The following is an 18566-nucleotide window of genomic DNA, read 5'->3' as shown; positions in this document are numbered from 1 at the left end:
GACCGGAGAACGATCTGCTCGCGCAGCGGCCTCTTTTTCACCGGTCTCTTAAAAAGCAGGGAGGTAAAAGAGCTTATGGAAGCGATTGCAAAAGACGGGGAACTGCGGGGAATTGCGATTATCGGGATGGCGGGACGGTTTCCGGGGGCCGGCGATTTGGAGCAATTTTGGTCCAATCTGCGAGATGGGCAGGAATCGATTATCCCCTTCAAGGAGCCGGAGAAGAACCGGGTCCATGCCGCAGGGATTCTGGAGGAAGCAGCCGACTTCGATGCCGTCTTCTTCGGAATGACGCCACGGGAAGCGGAAATGACGGACCCGCAGCACCGGTTGTTTCTGGAATGCGCCTACGAGGCCTTGGAGTCGGCGGGATACCCTCCGACGAGGTGCCCCGAGCGGGTCGGAGTTTATGCGGGCAGCGGCCATTCGGATTATCTCCAGCATGTGCTCAGCCATGAGGAGCTTGTGGAATCGTTCGGACCGTTCCAGATCGGTATCGGCAACCACCCGGACTTTCTCGCCACCCGCGTTTCGTACAAGTTAAACCTGAGCGGCCCGAGCGTCGCGGTGCAAACGGCCTGCTCCAGCTCCTTGGTGGCCGTCCACATGGCGTGTCAGGCGCTGCTCACGTACGAGTGCGATGTGGCGATCGCCGGAGGCGTCTCGGTCAAAGCGGACCAAACGGCAGGCTTCGACTACCAGGAAGGGGGCATTCTGTCGCCGGACGGGCGCTGCCGCGCGTTCGACGCCAAGTCCCAAGGCACGGCGGTCGGGAACGGAGCAGGGGCCGTCTTGCTGAAGCGGCTGGATGAAGCGGTGTCGGACGGGGATACGATTCTGGCCGTGATCCGCGGTTCGGCGGTCAATAACGACGGGGCGCAGAAGGTCGGGTATACCGCCCCGAGTGTGACGCGGCAAGCCGAGGTCATCAAGGAAGCGCTGGCCGTCTCGGAGATCGACCCGGCGACGATGACGTATATCGAGGCTCACGGCACCGGCACCGCGCTGGGCGATCCGGTCGAAGTGGCCGCCTTGACGGAGGCGTACCGCGAGGCTACGAGCCAGAAGCAGTACTGCGCCATCGGGTCGGTCAAAACGAACATCGGCCATCTCGACAGCGCCGCCGGGATTGCCGGACTGATCAAAACGGTGCTGTGCCTGCAAAATAAAATGCTGCCGCCGAGTCTGCATTATACGGAGCCGAATCCGAAAATCGATTTTGCGAACAGTCCTTTCTATGTGAACGACCGGCTCAGGGAATGGATGACGGACGGGAATCCCCGCCGGGCCGGGGTAAGCTCGTTCGGTATGGGGGGCACGAATGCGCATGTCGTGCTGGAAGAAGCGCCCTTAGTGGAAGTGCGGTATCCGGAGGTGGGGGCTGCGTTCGCCAATACGGAGACGGAGGCCGGAACCAGGAACGGGACCGCCGATTGGAACGTCATCGTCTTGTCTGCCAAAACGGCTACGGCCTTGCGCCGGAAGACGGAGCGGTTGATCGGCTATTTGCAAACGAACCGGGACGTTCCCTTATCCGATGTGGCCTATACGCTTGCCGCGGGCAGAGAAACGTTCGCCCGGCGGCTTGCGGTGGTCGGCCGCGATTCCGGGACGGTCGCGGACGGATTGAAAGCGAAGCTCGCGGACCTGTCGTCGCCGTCCGGCCGGGGTGCTCAAGAGCCCGCGGGCGGCAGCGAATCGCCGCTGAGCGTGACTTTTATGTTTACCGGACAGGGGGCGCAGCACATCTATATGGGCGCCGAGCTATACGAATCCGCGCCCGTGTATCGCGAGCAGGTGGACCGGTGCGCCGAACGACTGCGACCGCTGCTCGGCTTGGATCTGCGCAATGTGCTGTATCCGCCTCCGTCTCAAGCGGAGGAAGCGGCTTCCCGGCTGCGCCAAACCGCCCTGACGCAGCCTGCGCTGTTCGTCCTTGAATATGCTTTGGCCAAGCAGTTAGAGGCTTGGGGCGTTCGTCCGCAGGCGATGATCGGCCACAGCATCGGCGAGTATGTGGCCGCTTGCTTGGCAGGAGTCATGACCTTGGACGATGCCTTGACCGCTGTCGCCGCACGCGGAAGTCTGATGCAGGAAATGGACCGCGGGGTGATGCTGGCGATCACGCTGTCCGAAGCGGAAGTGCGGGAGCTGCTGGGCGCTGCGTCCCCGGAGCTGTCCGTGGCTGCCGTGAACGGCCCGATGTCCTGCGTGGTGTCGGGAACCTTCGAGGCGATCGAACGGCTGGAGCAGGCGCTTGGCCGCAGGAACGGCGTATCGAAGCGGCTCGTGACCTCGCACGCCTACCATTCGGCGATGATGGAGCCGATGCTCGAACGGTTCGCAGGTGTCATGCGGGGGATTGCGCTGCATGCGCCGCAGCTTCCGTACGTCTCGAATGTGACGGGAACGTGGATTACGGCGGAGCAAGCGACGGACCCGATGTATTGGGTCCGGCATTTGCGGGACACCGTCCGCTTCGCAGACGGAATCGGCCTGCTGTCGGAATCGGGAAGAACGGCGTTTCTGGAGATCGGTCCGGGACAGTCTTTGACCTCGCTGGTCCGGCAACAAACCGCCCGGAGCGCGACGCCCGGGGCGCTGGCGGTCAATACGCTGCCTCCGGCGGCAGCGGGCAAATCCGCGTATGCCAGCGTCTTTCAGGCGCTGGGCGAGCTGTGGTCCGCAGGCGCGGATATCGATTGCGCCGCATGGCATGAAGGGAAAGTTCGCCGGCGCGTGCCTTTGCCGACGTATCCGTTCGAGCGTTATCGCTACTATTTGGAGAAGAAGGTTCGCGCTGTCCCTGCCGATGCGGTCGCAGTCGCCGGACAGGAGCGTCGGGCGGACTTGGCCGACTGGTTCTACACTCCGGTATGGAAACAAACGTTCCTGCCTCTGCAACCTCCGGCTTCCGGGGATGCAGCGTCGCACAAGCGGACGTATCTGCTGTTCCACGACCGGTATGGGCTGGCCGAAGCTTTGAGCGAGGGCTTGAAAAGCGAGGGCTTGAAAAGCGAGGGGCACGATGTCATCACCGTGCTCGAAGGCAGTGGATTCCGGCAAGTGGAGGAGGATGTTTTTACGGTCCATCCCGCACAAGGCCGATCCTACGAGGAGCTGCTGCATGCTTTGGCGGCACAGCAGCGCTTCCCGGATGCCGTCGTCCACCTCTGGAACGTCGTCGAACCAGAATCGGAGGGGGAGGGTGTCCCTGTCCCCATTGCACAGCGTTACGCCCGGTCGCAGCAGCTCGGGTTCTACAGCTTAATGCATTTGGCCCAAGCGATCGGCATGCAGGCGACGGCGAAGCAGACGGAGCTGATCGTGCTGACCGGCAGCCTGCAATGGGTCGCCCACGAGCAGGTACGGAGCCCGGAGCGGGCGACTTTGCTCGGGGTGCTGCGGGTCATTCCGCAGGAGTACGCGCAGATTCGGGCGCGCACCGTCGACGTGAGTCTGACCGATCTCGCTTCGGCTTCCTCCGGGCGTTTGGTCCGGCAGCTGCTTCAGGAGATCGAGTATGGGGGAGAGGACTTGATCGTTGCGTACCGGGGGATGCAGCGATTCACGCAAATCTACGAACCGGTCAAGCTGCCGGAAGCCGATCCTGCGGACGCTGCTTTCCGCGACGGAGGCGTGTATCTGGTGACGGGGGCCACAAGCGAAATCGGCTTGCAGCTGTGCGAGGAAATCGCCCGGACGGCGAAGGTATCTTTTGTGCTGATCGGGGAAGCGTCGTTCCCGGACGTCTGCGAATGGGAGCATTACTTGCAGCGTGACGGGGAGTCGGACGATACGGCCAAGATCATTAAGCGAATTCACGTTCTGGAACAAAATAGAAATCCTCTGCTCTTCGCCAGCGCTGATCTGACCGATGAAGCCGGGCTGCGGGACATTGTGCGGGATGCGGAGCGGCGGTTCGGCGCGATTCACGGCGTGCTGTTCGCCCAGGAGCCGTACGGCTCGGGCTTGATCCAGTTGGGCGACCGGGAGCGGTCCGAACAGGTCATTGCGCCTCAGGTGCTTGGGCTGCTCACGTTGGAATCGCTGCTGCGCTCCCATCCGCTGGAGCTGATGATCGTGTTCTCGCGCACGATCTCGTTCACCGGCGGCGTCGGACTGATGGATCAGTGTGCGTCCCATCATTTTGTCGATGCGTTCGCCAAGTGGCATGCGGCCGCCGGAGGCCGCACCGTCTCCGTGAACTGGGGCATGTGGCAGGACGACGTCTGGGTCCGGAAGCAGACGGAGCTCCCGGCGGACGTCAAGGAGCATATGCTGCAGATGCAAGCGCAATTCGGCATTACCGGAGCGGAAGGGCTGGAGGCGATCCGGCGCATCGCGGCCAGCGGCCTGTCCCAAGCCGTCGTGTCCACGCAAAGCATTCACGATGCGGTGGGCAGCGGATGGCTGCATGCCGCAGGCCACGCTGCCTCGGATAGCCGAAATAGCCGGACGGACACCGAGCACCGGGATGGCGAAGCGCCTCAAGAGCCCCCGCAAACCGAGGCGGAGCAAAAGATCGCGGCCATCTGGGAGACGCTGTTCGGGATTCCCGGCATCGGTAGACGGCAGAGCTTCTTTGATCTGGGCGGCAATTCGCTGCTTTCGATCCAACTTGTCGCCCGGCTGCGCCAATCGTTTCACGGCGACATCCCGATGGATGTTATTTTTCAGTCGCCGACCATTGCCCAGTTGGCCGAATCGATTGCGCAGACGCAGGTCAAGCCGGAGGAGCTGGACGAAATCGAACGCTTGCTCAGCGAAATCGAAAATATGCCGCAGGACGAGCTGATGCAGCTATTAAGCCGCGAGGGGTAAGGAGATGAGGAAATGAGCGGCATTCACGAGCGGCTGGCGGCGCTGTCGCCCGAGCAGCGGGCGCTGCTGGAGCGGCGTCTCAAGCAGCAGGGGCTCGCGGCGCCGGATACGGCAAAGCCTGGGCGGGGACAGACTGCGGCGGAAGCGGCCTTTGTTCCGAAGCGCAGGCGCAGCGAAGCGGCCATGGATTTCAGTTTGTTTTTCTTCTCCGGCGACGGCTCGACCACGGATCGTCATAAATACGGGCTGCTGATGGAATGCGCGGCGTTTGCGGACAGGCACGGTTTTAAGGCGGTGTGGACGCCGGAGCGGCATTTTGAGGAGTTTGGAGGACTGTATCCGAATCCGTCAGTGCTCAGCGCGGCGCTGGCGGCGGTAACCGAGCGGGTCGAGCTGCGGGCGGGGAGCGTCGTGCTCCCGCTGCACCACCCGGTTCGGTTCGTCGAGGAATGGTCGGTCGTGGACAACCTGTCGGACGGGCGCGTGTCGGTCGCTTTTGCCACGGGCTGGCATCCCGCCGATTTTATCCTCGCGCCGGTGCAGCACCCGGACTATTATGTCCACCGAAAGGAAGAGCTGTTCAAGTCGGTCGAACAGGTTCGGGCTCTATGGAGCGGGGAGGCGGTGCCTTTTACCGACGCCAGCGGAGCGGTGCACCGAATCAAGACGCTGCCCCGGCCGATCCAAAACGAGCTGAACCTGTGGATCGCCACGAACGGGAACGAGGAGACGTACCGTCAGGCCGCCGAGATCGGGGCGGGTATCCTGACCGGCATTCTCGGGAACGGCTTTGCCGAGCTGGAGGGCAAGATCGAGCGGTATCGCGAAGCGCTGCTGAGGCATGGCTACGATCCGCAGACGAAGAAGGTCGCGGTCATGCTCCATACTTGCCTCGGGGAGAACGACGAAGTGGTTCGGGCGAAGGTGGAGCGGCCGTTGAAGGAATATCTCAAGACCTTTTTAAGCCAGCAAAGGCAAATTCTCGCTGACTACGACGGCATGACCGACGCGGACTTCGAGGTAATCGTGTCCCGCGCTTTCGATAAGTATTACCGCGAAAGCTCCCTGCTCGGAACGCCGGACAAGTGCACGAAGCTGGTAGAGACGCTTCGCGACATCGGCGTCGGGGAGATTGCCTGCTTGATCGATTTTGGCGTGGACCGGGAGACGGTGATGGAAAGCTTGGTATGGTTATCCGAATTGCAGCGGAAATTCGCCTATGACAAGGAGCTGATCCCATGAAGAATCTGACCGACCGTATCCAATCGCTGACGCCGGAGCAGCGGGCGCTGTTCGAACAGCGGCTCAAGCAAAAAAACTTGAATGCGCAGCAGCTAAGCCCGAATCCGGTGGCCGCAGCGATCCCACGGCGGAACCATACGGGCCCGAGCCCGCTCTCCTTCGATCAGGAGCGGCTTTGGTTCTTTAACCGGATGCACCCCGAATCGCACGCGTACAACGTGTACGGGGCCGCCCGTTTGAGAGGAAAGCTGCATCATGGGGCGCTGGAGTACGGCATCAACGAAATCGTCAAGCGCCACGAGGCTTGGCGGACCGTATTCGGGCGCGTCGATCCCGTGCAGACCGTGCTGCCCGAGCTCCGCGTCAGCGTCCCCGTCGTGGACCTGCGGGATATCCCCGGGGAAGAGCGGGAAGCCGTCGCCCAGAAGCTGATGCGCGAAGAGGTCCAGCAATTGTTCGATCTGGAAAAAGGGCCGCTCATTCGCTTCAAGCTGTTTACGCTGTCGGATACGGAATGGACGCTCGTCTTGACCATTCATCACATTGTCATCGACCGGCTCACCTTCTCGATCTTCTTCGAAGAGCTGATGGCGCATTACAAGGCCGCGCTTGAAGGCGTTCCCGCCGAGCTCCCGGAGCTGCCGATCCAGTACGCGGATTATGCCGAATGGCAGCGGAATTACTTGCAGGGCGAGACCCGGGAGAAGCTGCTCGCCTTCTGGAAGGAGCAGATGAAGGATTGCGAGTACGTTCTCGACATCCATACGGACTTCCCCCGGCCGCCCGCGATAACTTACCGGGGAGCGCGCGTCTTCCTTCGGTCGTCGAAGGAGACTTTGGACGGATTGAAAGCGATCGCCAAGCGGGAAAACGCTTCGACCTTCATGATCGTGATGGCGGCGTTTAAGGCGCTGCTCTACCGGTATACCGGGCAGGCCGACATTCTGGTCGGGACTCCGCTTGCCAACCGCAGCCGGATCGAGATGGAAAAAGTGATGGGCTACTTCCTGACCATGGGCACGCTGCGTTCGCGCATGTCGGGGGAGGTGAGCTTCATCGACCTGCTGCGGCAGGTTCGCGATACCGCCAGGGAGGTCTACAAGCATCAGGAGCTGCCGATCGGTCTGCTGCTGGACGAGCTCCGGGTTCCGATCGATCCGAGCCGCAACCCGCTGGTGCAGGCGGTATTCGTGTATGTGGACGTGCCGGAGGAAAAGTTTGCGCTCCCCGAGCTGGAAGCGGATATTCAGATGATCGACGGGGAGACGGCAAAATACGATATCACCATCGGCTTAACCGAGACGGAAGACGGATTGGATGGCTTTCTCGAATATTCCCCGGATCTGTTCCGCCGGGAGACGTTCGAGCGCATGAGCCAGCATTGGGAAGCTCTGCTGCACAGCATCGTGCGCAATCCGCAGCAATCCATTCACGAGCTGGCGATGCTGTCGGACGAAGAACGGCATCAACTCTTAGACGAATGGAACGAGACGGCACAGCCGTTCCCGGACGATGCTTGCATTCATCATCTGTTCGAGAGACAGGCCGAGCTTACGCCGGACGATCCGGCCGTCGTGTACGGGGGCCAATCGATGACGTACCGGGAACTGAACCGGCGCGCCAATCAGGTCGCCCATGCTTTGCGGAAGCGGGGAGTAGGCAGGGAGAAGGCCGTCGGCTTGATGATGGAGCGCTCGTTCGAAACGATTGTGGGCCTGCTCGGCATTCTGAAAGCGGGGGGCGCGTACGTCGCCATCGATCCGGCTTATCCGGCCGAGCGGATTCGCACCATGATCGAGGATTCGGGAATCGAAGTTCTGCTGATTCAGCCTAAGCTGGCGGATGCGGGAGCGGAGTCGGTCTCGGCGGTGCGTCACAAGCTCGTGCTTGACGGCGGCGCATGGCAATCGATTTCGGAGGAAAATGCGGACAATCCGCGCATCGAAGTGGATGCAGGCGATCTGGCCTATGTGATGTATACGTCAGGATCGACGGGCAAGCCGAAGTCGGTAGCGATCGAACACCGCAGCGTCTGCAACGCGGTGGAAGCGGCTATCGGGCTGTTCGGCTTGTCCAGAGGCAGCCGGATGCTGCAGTATGCGTCGACGACGTTCGATACGTCGGTCTTGGAGATTTTCGCGACGCTCGCTTCGGGTGCGGCACTCTGCCTTGTCAGCCCGGAAGCGACGGCGGGAGGCGAGGCGCTGCACCGGCTTCTGGAGGAGCAGCGGATTACGGCGATGGTGCTGACGCCGTCCGTCTTGTCCACGCTCACCCCGGAGCGGCTGCCCGATTCGCTGCGTATCGTAGGATCGGGCGGGGAAGCGTGCACGCTCGACATCCGCGCGTGGCTGTCGGATTCCAGACGTTTGCTGAACCTGTACGGCCCGACGGAGGCGACGATTTTTGCGACCGCTCACGAATTCGACGCGGACAGTCTATCCGCTTGCATCGGGCGTCCCGTCGCCAACACGCAAATTTATATTTTGGACGAGAGCTTGCAGCCCGTGCCCGTTGGCGTGCGCGGGGAAATGTATATCAGCGGAGCGTGTCTGGCCCGGGGCTACCGAAACAATCCCGAACTGACAGCCGAGCGGTTCGTGGATCATCCGTTTCGGACGGGCGAGGTCATGTACCGGACGGGCGACTTCGGCTGCCGACTGCCGGACGGAAGCGTCGAGTACCTTGGGCGGCGCGACGATCAGGTGAAGCTGAACGGCATCCGGATCGAAATGGGAGAGATCGAAGCCGCGTTGAACGGGCATCCGGCGGTCAAAGAAGCTGCCGTTCTGGCCCGGCAGGTCGTGTCCGCCTCCGCATCCGGCAAAGCCCTCTGCGCCTATTACGTCGCGGATCGGGATTTGGATACCGCGGAGCTGCGCGCGCTGCTGTTGAATCGGCTGCCCGCTTACATGATCCCGGCTCATTACATGAGGCTGGACGCTTTTCCGCTGACGTCCAGCGGCAAACTGGACCGCAAGCGGCTCCCGGAGCCTTCGGCGGTCGGCGGCTCAGCAGCGGAGTTCGTTCCCCCGAAAGGCGAGCTGGAAGAGCTGATGGCTTCCGTGTGGCAGGAGGTGCTGGGAGCAGAAACGGTTGGGCGCGAAGATAACTTTTTCCATATGGGAGGAGATTCCATCAAGGCGATCCTGATCGCATCGAGATTGTACCGCAGAGGCTGGGACCTTGAGATGAAGAACATATTTTTGACCCCGGTGCTGAAGGAGCTTTGCCTCGATCTCAAGCCGGCTGACGGGCAGGTGCAGATCTCGCAGGACGCCGTGGAAGGAGCGATAGCGGAAACGCCGATCGTACAGTGGTTTTTTGACCGTGACTTCGCTTCTTCGGCCCATTGGAATTCGGCGGTGATGCTGCATTCGGAGACTGCTTTGGACGAAACCGCCTTGAAGCGGGCGCTGGAAAAGCTGGCCGAGCATCATGACGTGCTGCGGTCCGTGGTGAGGGGCGAAGGGGGCCGCAAACAGCTGTATAACCGGGGACCGGCGGAGCAGCCGCTGATCGGTTTCGAGGTCGTGACTCCGGACGGCGGCGATTCGATGGAATCGGCCGTTCTGGCGCACGCCAATCGGCTGCACGAGAGCATCGATCTGGCGAACGGCCCTCTGATGAAGACCGCCTTGTTCCGGACGCCGCAGGGCGATCATCTGCTGCTCGTCGCTCACCACTTGGTGATGGATTGGGTGTCGTTGCGAATTGTGCTGGAAGATTTGGAAGCGGCTTACGGGCAGGCGCTGAACGACGGGAACATCGTCATGCCGCCCAAAACGCACTCGTTCCAAGCCTGGGCGGAAGCCGTACAGCAGTACGCCTGGAGCGGTGAAGTACTGCGCGAGGCCGACTATTGGGCGGCCGTCGAGAGTACGCCGTGCGTGCCTGTGCCAAGGGACTTTGAGGCTACGGGCGACCGGGTGAAGGACGAGGCTCAAGTGATGATCACGCTGCCGCCGGAAGAAACGGAGCGGCTGCTGAAGCAAGTCCACCGCGCTTACAATACGGAAATCAACGATATTTTGCTGACCGGCTTGGGCCTGACTTTGAAGGAATGGATGAATACGAACCGGATCGTGATCCATCTGGAAGGGCACGGTCGGGAGAGCGTCATCAAGAATATGAACATTACCCGCACGGTCGGCTGGTTTACGTCGCAGTTTCCGGTTGTGCTGCCGATGGAGCACACGGACGATTTGGGTTACCAGATCAAATCGGTCAAGGAGCATTTGCGGCAGCTGCCGAATCACGGGATCGGCTATGGCTTGTTGAAATATATCACGCCCCGGGAAAGCTTGCCGGGCTTGACGTTCGCGCAGCAGCCGGACATCTGCTTCAACTACCTCGGTCAGATCGATACTGATCTGCGCAAGCGGTGGTTCGGTCCGTCGTCGTGGCCGGTCGGCCGTCCGATAAGCCCGGAAGCCGAGCGAATGGCTTCGCTCTTCATCACGGGCTATGTGCAGGACCGGAGGCTTCACATCGCGATGGATTATAACCGCACCCATTACCGTCACGACACGATCGCCGCTTTGCTGGATAAGCTCCAAAACCGTCTGCTGGACCTCATCCGCCACTGCGGGGAGCAAACCGCCGCCGAAGCCACGCCCAGCGACTTGGGCTATAACCGGCTGACGCTGCAAGAGCTGGATCAGCTCTACGATCTGGTCGATACGATCGAGTAGCCCTTTACGGCTGCGGCGCAACAGGAGGAACTGCCTATGAATTCCAAGGACAAAATCAAAAAAATCTACCCGCTGGCTCCTTCGCAAGAAGGGATGTATTATCTCTGGCTCTCGGATAAGGAGTCCCGGCACTCTTTTGTACAGATCGAGGCGGTGCTGCGGGGCGAGCTCGACGTCTCCCGGCTGGAGCAAAGCATGGACGCCCTCGTGAAGCGCTACGATATCCTGCGAACGGTATTCGTTCACGACAATTTGCCGCGTCCGCTGCAGGTGGTGATGAAGGAGCGGAAATTCCGCCTGCACTTCGAAGACGTATCGGAGCTGGCGAAGGAACGGCAGGAGGCGTATCTGCGCCAATGGAAGCAGGATAACAAGGCGCGGGGCTTCGACCTCAGTAAAGATCTTCTCGTTCGAATGGCCGTGTTCCGGACAGGTCCGCAGGAGTATCGGTGGATTTGGTGCAATCACCATATTATTTTGGACGGCTGGTCGTTCTCCCGGGTGTTCCAGGAGCTGCTGGACAATTACCGCCTGCTGCAAGACAAGCGGGAGCCTGTGACCGTGGAAACGTCCCCTTACAGTCATTACCAGGAATGGCTGGAGAGACAGGATAAGAAAGCGGGAATCGCATATTGGCAAAAGACGTTGGCCGGATTGGAGCGGTCCCGGGGCGGTTTTCCTGTGATAGCGCAGGCCTACTCTTCCGCTTCGGACCCTTCGGGCAAGCCAGCGGTCAAGCCTGTGGTCATGAGCGTCAACGCGGAGCTGGGCCAAGCCCGGATGGATCGGCTTCAGCAGCTCGCCAGAACTTGTCAGGCGACGATCAATTCGGTGTTTCAGGCGGCATGGGCAATCGTGCTGCGGCAGTACATGCAGAGCGACGACGTCGTGTTCGGCTCCATCGTATCGGGAAGGCCCGCCGAGGTGAAGGGGATCGAGGAGATGGTGGGACTTTTCCTCAATACGATCCCCGTCCGTATCCGGCTGGACCCCGAACAGCCTTTCGCGGAATGCCTTCAGCAGGTGCAGCGGCAAGCGCTGGAGTCGAAGGCGTACGATTTTGTCCCCTTGCAGGAGATGAATCAGGCGACAGATGTGAAGCATCGCCAACTAGATCATCTGATGATCTTCGAAAATTTCCCCTTCGACCGGAGGTACGTGGACAATGTCGAGTCAAAGGACGGCTTAGGCTTCGAGTTCGCAGATATTCGCGCCGAAGAGGCGACGGAGCATTTCAATATCTACGTCTATCCGCAGGATGCCGCCATGAAGTTTAACTTCAACGCGTCGCTGTATGAGCCGTGGCTGATGCAGCAGCTCAAGGACCAATTCATTGGCGTGCTGGATCAGATCATGGCGGATGAAACGGTGCCCGTTGACCGGATCGAAGTGCTGACGCCGGAGGATAAGCGGAAGCTGCTGGGAGGCTTTTTCCAGTCGGTCCGGTACGAGCAGGCGGATCGGACGCTTCATGCCTGCTTCGCGGATCAGGTCGGCAAGACGCCGGATCACCCGGCCTTGCTCTGCGGCACTCGCACGCTCACATACCGCGAGCTGCATGAGCGTTCCAATCAATTGGCCCATGTGCTGCGGCTCAGAGGGACGCAGCCTGACGACCGCATCGGCCTGTGCGCGGAACGTTCCGTGGAGATGATCGCGGGCATGCTTGGCATTCTGAAGGCGGGCGCGGCCTTCGTCCCGATTCCGCCGGATTATCCGGCCGACCGGCAAGCCTATATGATCGCCGACAGCGGCATGAAGCTGCTGCTGAGGACTTCGCCGCTGGGGGAGATTCCTTTTGCCGGGGAATGCATCGATCTCAGGGACCCGGAGCTTGGTCACGCAGACCGGGAGGAGCCGCCTGAGCTCAGCGTAAGCCGCCATTTGGCTTATGTCATCTACACTTCCGGGACGACCGGAAAGCCGAAAGGCGTCTTGATCGAGCACCGGGGAGCGGTCAATACGGTCTTGGCCCGCCGAGCGGAATACCCGTTCGACGGGACGGCCCGGGTGCTGCAGTTGTACTCGTATGCGTTCGATGCCTTCCTGTCCTGCTTGTTTACCCCGCTGCTGTCGGGTTCGACGGTGGTGCTGGCTACGGATGAGGAAGCGCGGAATCCGCTGGCGCTCCGCGACCATATTCGCGACCGGCAGGTGACGCATCTCGACTGTGTGCCTAGCGTGTACACGGCGCTGGTCGAATGTCTCGGCGAGGAGGACGCCCGTTCCTTGCGCGTGGTGACGTTGGGCGGGGAGCGGCTGCCTGCCAAGCTGGTGAAGCGGAGCAGGGAGCAGTTCCCGCATATCGAGCTGGTGGACGAATACGGTCCGACGGAGAACAGCATCGTGACGACGCTGGAGCGGAACGTCGTGCCGGATCGGCCCTTATCTATCGGCAAGCCGTTGCCGAACACCCGCGTCTATGTATTGAACGACGAACGCGGCTTGGTCCCGTTTGGCGTGAAGGGCGAGCTGTGGATCGCGGGCAAGGGGCTGGCGAGAGGCTATCTGAATCTCCCGGAGCGGACAGCCGCGTCGTTCACGGCCGATCCGTTCTATCCCGGGGAGCGCATGTACCGTTCCGGTGACCTGGCCCGCTGGCTGCCGGACGGGCGATTGGAATATATGGGCAGGAAAGACGAGCAGGTCAAAATCCGGGGCTACCGCATCGAGCTCGGAGAGATCGAAAGCGTGCTTCGAAGCCACGAGCGGCTGAGTGAAGCAGCGGTGACAGCCTGGGACGGGGCGAGCGGTGATACCGTGCTGTGCGCCTATTACGTTTCGGCCGCCCCGGTCTCTGCGGAAGAACTTAAGGCATTTGCCGCGGCACGGCTACCGGCTTTCATGGTGCCGTCTCATTATACGGAGCTCCGCGGGATGCCGCTGTCGTCTAACGGCAAAATCGACCGCCGGGCGCTGCCGCAGCCCGACGTGATGGTCCAGGAATCAGCGGAGTCGCGGGCGCAGGCCGTCCCGAGCAATCCGTGGGAGCATCGGCTGGCGGCGGTGTGCAGGGAGATTTTGGAGAGGCCGGAGATCGGCGTCACGGACGATTTCTTCGAAGCGGGCGGCAGCTCGCTCCATGCGATGCTGCTCGTGTCACGGGTCCAGCACGACTATCGGACGGAACTTCCGCTGCACGTCATTTTGGAGTCGTCCACGATCCGGGGCATGGCCGCCTTCTTGATGGATAACAGCAAGGCGGAGCCTCAGCCTATTGTGCGCTTAAACAAAAAGGAGCGGCGCAAAACGCTTTTCTGCTTCCCGCCGATGGGCGGTCTCGGGATCGCGTATTATGAGTTCGCCAAGCAGATGGACGATTGCACGATCTATGCGCTGGATTATATCGATCATCCCGACCGGATGGAGCGCTATGTCAAGCTGATCTCCGCTGCGCAGAGGGAAGGCGATTATACGTTCCTAGGCTACTCCGCCGGAGGAAATCTGGCGTTTGAGGTGACCAAAGCGATGGAGGCGGCCGGGTACCGCGTGTCCGATGTGATCATGCTGGACGCTTTCCGGAAGACTGAGCCGGAGCCCGTGACCGACGAAGCTCTGCAAGCGATGTGGGAGAGGTATATCGCTACCCCCGTGATTCGCGAGTTCTATAAAAATTTTCGCATCAACGAACAAGATCTGGAACGCTTGAAGCAATATTCGTTCTATATTTATTTGCTGGATAATATCGGCACGGTCCATGCGGACCTGCATGTTGTTCACTCCTCGCAGCCGGAGGACGAGCTTCGTCATCTGCCGAAGGATGAGGCCGAGCAACAGTACCGGAACTGGCAGGGGGCCACTTCGGGCCGGGTGGCGTATTATCAGGGCGTCGGGGGACACGAACGGATGCTGGACCCGGAGCATATGGAAGCGAATGTGGAGATTATCAAGGGTATTTTGGGTTCGCCGGTTGTGCGGTAGCGTGTGGGCTTGGAGGCTCGCATCGGGGGTTCGTTCCCGGTGCGGGTTTTCTTTTTTGCGGGGGCACGGGCTACATGAGCCCGTTTTCCCGTAGGCTGAAATGCTTTCCGTCCGCGACGATAATATGGTCCAGCAGCTCGATGCCGAGGATTTCCCCGGCGTTCTTTACCCGTTCGGTCAGCTCTAAGTCTTCCTGTGACGGTGACGTATCCCCGCTTGGATGGGAGTGCGCTAGAATGATGCTTGCGCTATTGCTCAATATGGCGGATTTGAACACTTCCCTCGGCGTGACGAGTGCCGCATCGAGGGTTCCGATGGAGACGACTTCGAGCGCGGTTATTGTGTTTCTGATGCTTAGGCAGATGAGCAGACAGTATTCGCGGTCGACGTCGCTTAAGTACTCCGTTACGAGCGTATACGCGTCCTCGGGGCAACGGATCTTGTCGGTTTTATAAGGGTATGTCGATTCGCGAACCATGCGTAAGCTAATCACATTGAGCCGTTTCATGGCGTTTGACCTTGAGTCGTTGAGGTGAGTAAATTCATTTCTTCAAGCAACCTTTCTAATGAAAATGTAGCTAGCCGTCGTATTCCATAAAAAGATTTAAAGGCGACTGATCCGTTAATGCTCGTAATTACGTGAGGTATGTTAAAGTCTATTAGGTGCTTACTTCAATGAGTTTGTGACTAAGGCTGTGGTTGTGAAGCCTTCTTTATCGCTATTTCCCTGCACATTAATAAGTCAACCTAGATGTGGTATAATTGGGAGAGAAAAAGACTGCACATTTCCAATTATACTCGTATTTACGAGAAAGTAAATATATTTTTCGTATTTACGAGCTAATTGTTATAAAAGGGTGTACCTATGGAAAAATTCGTGTCCTCAAAAGAAATTGTCGAACGCATTGAATATTTGATTGAAGCCAACAACATTCCCAAGAGCGATTTTCTGAAGGAAATGGGAATCAGCTCAGGCAACATGGGGGATTGGAAAAGTGAACGGTCCACACCCAACATTCATAAGCTGGTTAGAGTCGCGGAGTATTTTAAAGTCACCTTGGATTGGTTGGTTACTGGTAAAGATCGACATGTAAAAGAGGACGACTTGTTGGGAGAAAAGCTCCAATCGGTCGGCTCCGTGCAAGAGCTTTCGGAGGATGAAAAGGCGTTTATCCGCGAGTATATTGAATTTACTACTTATCGGAAGCAGGATAAGAGGGAATAAGAAGTTTACGGCAAAAGAGAATCCAGCACCGTTTAGGGGCTGGATTTGTTGTAGTTTTAATTTTTATAAGATTACAGTGAGGATAAAGGTATGAATGACAAAAACAAAATGAGCACCGATTGAAAGATTAGAGAAATTCGTTTTAAATAAGGGGTTTCGAGAATTTGTATGATCTAACTTCTGGTATAAAAGGTTTACTATACATTTTAAGATTATGCGCGATCAAACGTAAAATTAAGTAGTGGCAAGTTCTCCAAAATATGTACATTATTGAATATATGATATAATTGATACATAGAAAGATTATTATTAGGAGGGAAGGTCTTGCTCAATCTTCACGATGATAATGTACGTAATACTATTGAAGAACTGTCTAATATTATAAGGGCAGAGCATATTGAAAACGTTAGTTTTTTAGACTTATATGCTGGAAGAGAAACTATCAAAAATATTAGTAATATACAAAATCAGGTTATTTATGGGAGACGGGGGACTGGTAAAACTCACTTATTAAAAGCATTCCAAGAACTTTTAGTAACGGATTTTCAATCTGAAAAGAAGTTGCCAATATATATTGACCTCAGAAAATTGCTTCCTTTAATTCCTTCGGGAAACAATGACCCTGTCCTACTTGGTATCCTAATTTTCAAATACATTATTCAAGAAGTTTGCGATGTATTGGTTGAAAATGTGAAATTCATTTTTGATTTTAATCATTTTGAATTTAGGACTGATAATACAGAGAGCGAGAAGTTGCAATGGCTAGCTGAAAAACTTAAGAAACTGAACTACAGCTTTGATGGAAAGGAGTTTAAAAAATTAGATGAGTTTAAGTTAAATCAAGAGGAAATAAGCAAGCTAGTTGGTTCATTAAAGCTAAATAAATCCCCTGAATTCAACGCTTCAGGTGAAAAACAAATAAAGGATACTACTGAAACTAAGAAGGGGCTTTACCTATCATTTGCTGATATTTCAAACATTTTATCTGACATACCAGAAGGGCTTGATTTAAGAAGAATAATTGTTTTGCTTGATGAATGGTCTGAAATTCCTATTGAATCACAACCATTTCTAGCTGAGTTGGTAAAAAGGGCATTTATAACGAGTAAGTTTTCTTTCAAAATAGCCGCCATTCCCTTTAGGACGAAACTTGGGTATAGTACGGAATCCAAATTTTTTGGTCTAGAAGAGGGTGGTGATATATTTGGATTTAATCTTGATAACAGGCTTGTCTATGAAGTCAACAAGCAACAAACCCGTGACTTTTTCAATGAATTACTCTTTAAACATATTACATCAATAAATCAAGATATACATAAGATATATCTTGACCCGAATACCAGAAAAGCCAGCACCGGTTTCATAAACGAGTTTTTTGCGACCCAAGCCCTGAGAGAAATCTTGTTGGCGTCAGCTGGCGTTCCCAGGGATTTTATAAATCTTTTTATTAACTCATACGATAAATTTTTACTAAATACGAGTAGCGCAAATAAGCGTATTGGAGTAAGGCACATTCGTCTAGCAACTATTGATTGGTATAAAACTGATAAAAAAGAACGTGTTGACAATAATTACCATGCAAGACAACTTCTTGAGAAAATTGTAAATGAAATAGTGCTTAAAAAACAGAAAACACATTTTCTTATTCCAGATAAACACGCAAACAATGTTTACTTGCAACAACTCATTGATTTAAGAGTTATTCACTTAAGAAAAGTAGGATACTCCCATCAAGATAATAAAGGCGTTTCTTACAATGTTTATTCAATAGATTATGGGTGCTATACAAGTATTAATATTCCTCAATCTAGTTTGGATTCTGCTCTACTCTCTGATTTGGACACAATTGACAACTTCAGAGATATAAGACGGGTTTCATTAGAGGATGCATTTTTTAATGACTTTTTGCTCCAGGTTGGTGATGCATTTAATTGCAAGCATTGCAAAAAACCAATTGATGTAAACCACCTCGCGTACAAAAAACAAAAGTTATGTAACAACTGCTTTGAGTCTGTTGAAGAACCAGTAGCTGCTAATTAATTTGAAATACAGAAGAACGGGTGTACAGTTGTTTTGTATATTATTTAGAAAAAACTTTTCATTACAGACAGTAAACCGTATCAAAAGTAGTTACCAGAAATGTGTAGAGAGCTGTATTATAGATGATTTTTGCCCCTAAAGAGGTTTAGGGGTATTTTTGTGCGACCAGATGCGACAATGTTTTCCACTTCATGGTATGATTATACTAATGTGTTCACAAATCTTCACGAATGCAGGATGTAATTACTGGTAGACCTTTGTGAGTAGAACGTTAGCCGAAATATTATTCAAGGGAGGCCAGCGATATTCAATGTCTATCTCAGATAAGACTAGAAAAATATTATGGGGTAGATCGGGAAATAGATGTTCCATATGTAGGTTAGAATTAATTATTGATGAAACTGATAAAGATGATTCATCTATTGTCGGCGAAGAATGTCATATTATTTCTGGACAGTGTAATGGACCTAGGTATGATCCAGGCCGTTCCAAAGATGAAATAGATTCTTATGAAAATTTAATTTTATTATGTCGGATTCATCATAAAATGATTGATAATCAACCTGAAACGTTTACCGAAACTATTATTAAACAAATTAAAATAAACCACGAGTTATGGG

At 56.0% G+C, this 18566-nt stretch carries 8 protein-coding genes; 7 read left to right on the top strand and 1 reads right to left on the bottom strand.

Features of this window, described 5'->3' with window-relative positions:
• Window positions 1–75 precede the first annotated feature (75 nt).
• Genes NI000_RS29165 through NI000_RS29150 form a run of 4 tightly spaced genes read left to right on the top strand, consistent with a single transcriptional unit; the run spans window position 76 to window position 14681 of the window.
• Window positions 76–4824 (top strand): type I polyketide synthase, encoded by a 4749-nt coding sequence (locus tag NI000_RS29165; RefSeq protein WP_253414875.1) that lies wholly within the window; start codon window positions 76–78, stop codon window positions 4822–4824.
• A 12-nt stretch (window positions 4825–4836) separates the two neighbouring features.
• Window positions 4837–6066, top strand: a complete 1230-nt coding sequence (locus tag NI000_RS29160; protein ID WP_253414874.1) for a MupA/Atu3671 family FMN-dependent luciferase-like monooxygenase — start codon at window positions 4837–4839, stop codon at window positions 6064–6066.
• Entirely contained in the window at window positions 6063–10760 is a 4698-nt protein-coding gene (locus tag NI000_RS29155) for a non-ribosomal peptide synthetase (protein ID WP_253414873.1), read from the top strand. The genes NI000_RS29160 and NI000_RS29155 overlap by 4 nt, the downstream gene beginning before the upstream one ends.
• A 36-nt stretch (window positions 10761–10796) precedes the next feature.
• Window positions 10797–14681: a non-ribosomal peptide synthetase gene (locus NI000_RS29150; protein ID WP_253414872.1), complete on the top strand. Its 3885-nt coding sequence runs from the start codon at window positions 10797–10799 to the stop codon at window positions 14679–14681.
• 70 nt (window positions 14682–14751) lie between these two features.
• Here NI000_RS29150 and NI000_RS29145 read toward each other — a convergent pair whose 3' ends face one another.
• Complete coding sequence (locus NI000_RS29145) at window positions 14752–15159, bottom strand: JAB domain-containing protein (RefSeq protein WP_253414871.1); 408 nt, start codon at window positions 15157–15159, stop codon at window positions 14752–14754.
• A gap of 387 nt (window positions 15160–15546) precedes the next feature.
• Between NI000_RS29145 and NI000_RS29140 the strand changes: the two genes are divergently transcribed.
• From NI000_RS29140 to NI000_RS29130, 3 genes are all read left to right on the top strand, one after another.
• Window positions 15547–15906, top strand: coding sequence for a helix-turn-helix domain-containing protein (locus tag NI000_RS29140; protein WP_253414870.1), 360 nt, complete (start codon window positions 15547–15549; stop codon window positions 15904–15906).
• A 324-nt stretch (window positions 15907–16230) separates the two neighbouring features.
• Entirely contained in the window at window positions 16231–17946 is a 1716-nt protein-coding gene (locus NI000_RS29135; RefSeq protein WP_253414869.1) for an ORC-CDC6 family AAA ATPase, read from the top strand.
• A 310-nt stretch (window positions 17947–18256) separates the two neighbouring features.
• Window positions 18257–18566, top strand: a 310-nt coding sequence (locus NI000_RS29130) for an HNH endonuclease signature motif containing protein (protein ID WP_253414868.1), incomplete at its 3' end; no start/stop codon positions are given.

This window comes from Paenibacillus tyrphae (assembly GCF_024158745.1).
GTDB lineage: Bacteria > Bacillota > Bacilli > Paenibacillales > NBRC-103111 > Paenibacillus_G > Paenibacillus_G tyrfis_A.
The sequence above is the reverse complement of the archived record's forward strand: the minus strand, read 5'-3'. Positions and strand labels throughout refer to the sequence as shown.

What these genes read in the sequence shown, in the direction of transcription:
- NI000_RS29150 (WP_253414872.1), top strand. Translation starts at nt 10,797, where the DNA reads ATGAATTCCAAGGACAAAATCAAAAAAATCTACCCGCTGGCTCCTTCG.
- NI000_RS29165 (WP_253414875.1), top strand. Translation starts at nt 76, where the DNA reads ATGGAAGCGATTGCAAAAGACGGGGAACTGCGGGGAATTGCGATTATC.
- NI000_RS29140 (WP_253414870.1), top strand. Translation starts at nt 15,547, where the DNA reads ATGGAAAAATTCGTGTCCTCAAAAGAAATTGTCGAACGCATTGAATAT.
- NI000_RS29160 (WP_253414874.1), top strand. Translation starts at nt 4,837, where the DNA reads ATGAGCGGCATTCACGAGCGGCTGGCGGCGCTGTCGCCCGAGCAGCGG.
- NI000_RS29155 (WP_253414873.1), top strand. Translation starts at nt 6,063, where the DNA reads ATGAAGAATCTGACCGACCGTATCCAATCGCTGACGCCGGAGCAGCGG.
- NI000_RS29145 (WP_253414871.1), bottom strand. Translation starts at nt 15,159, where the DNA reads ATGGTTCGCGAATCGACATACCCTTATAAAACCGACAAGATCCGTTGC.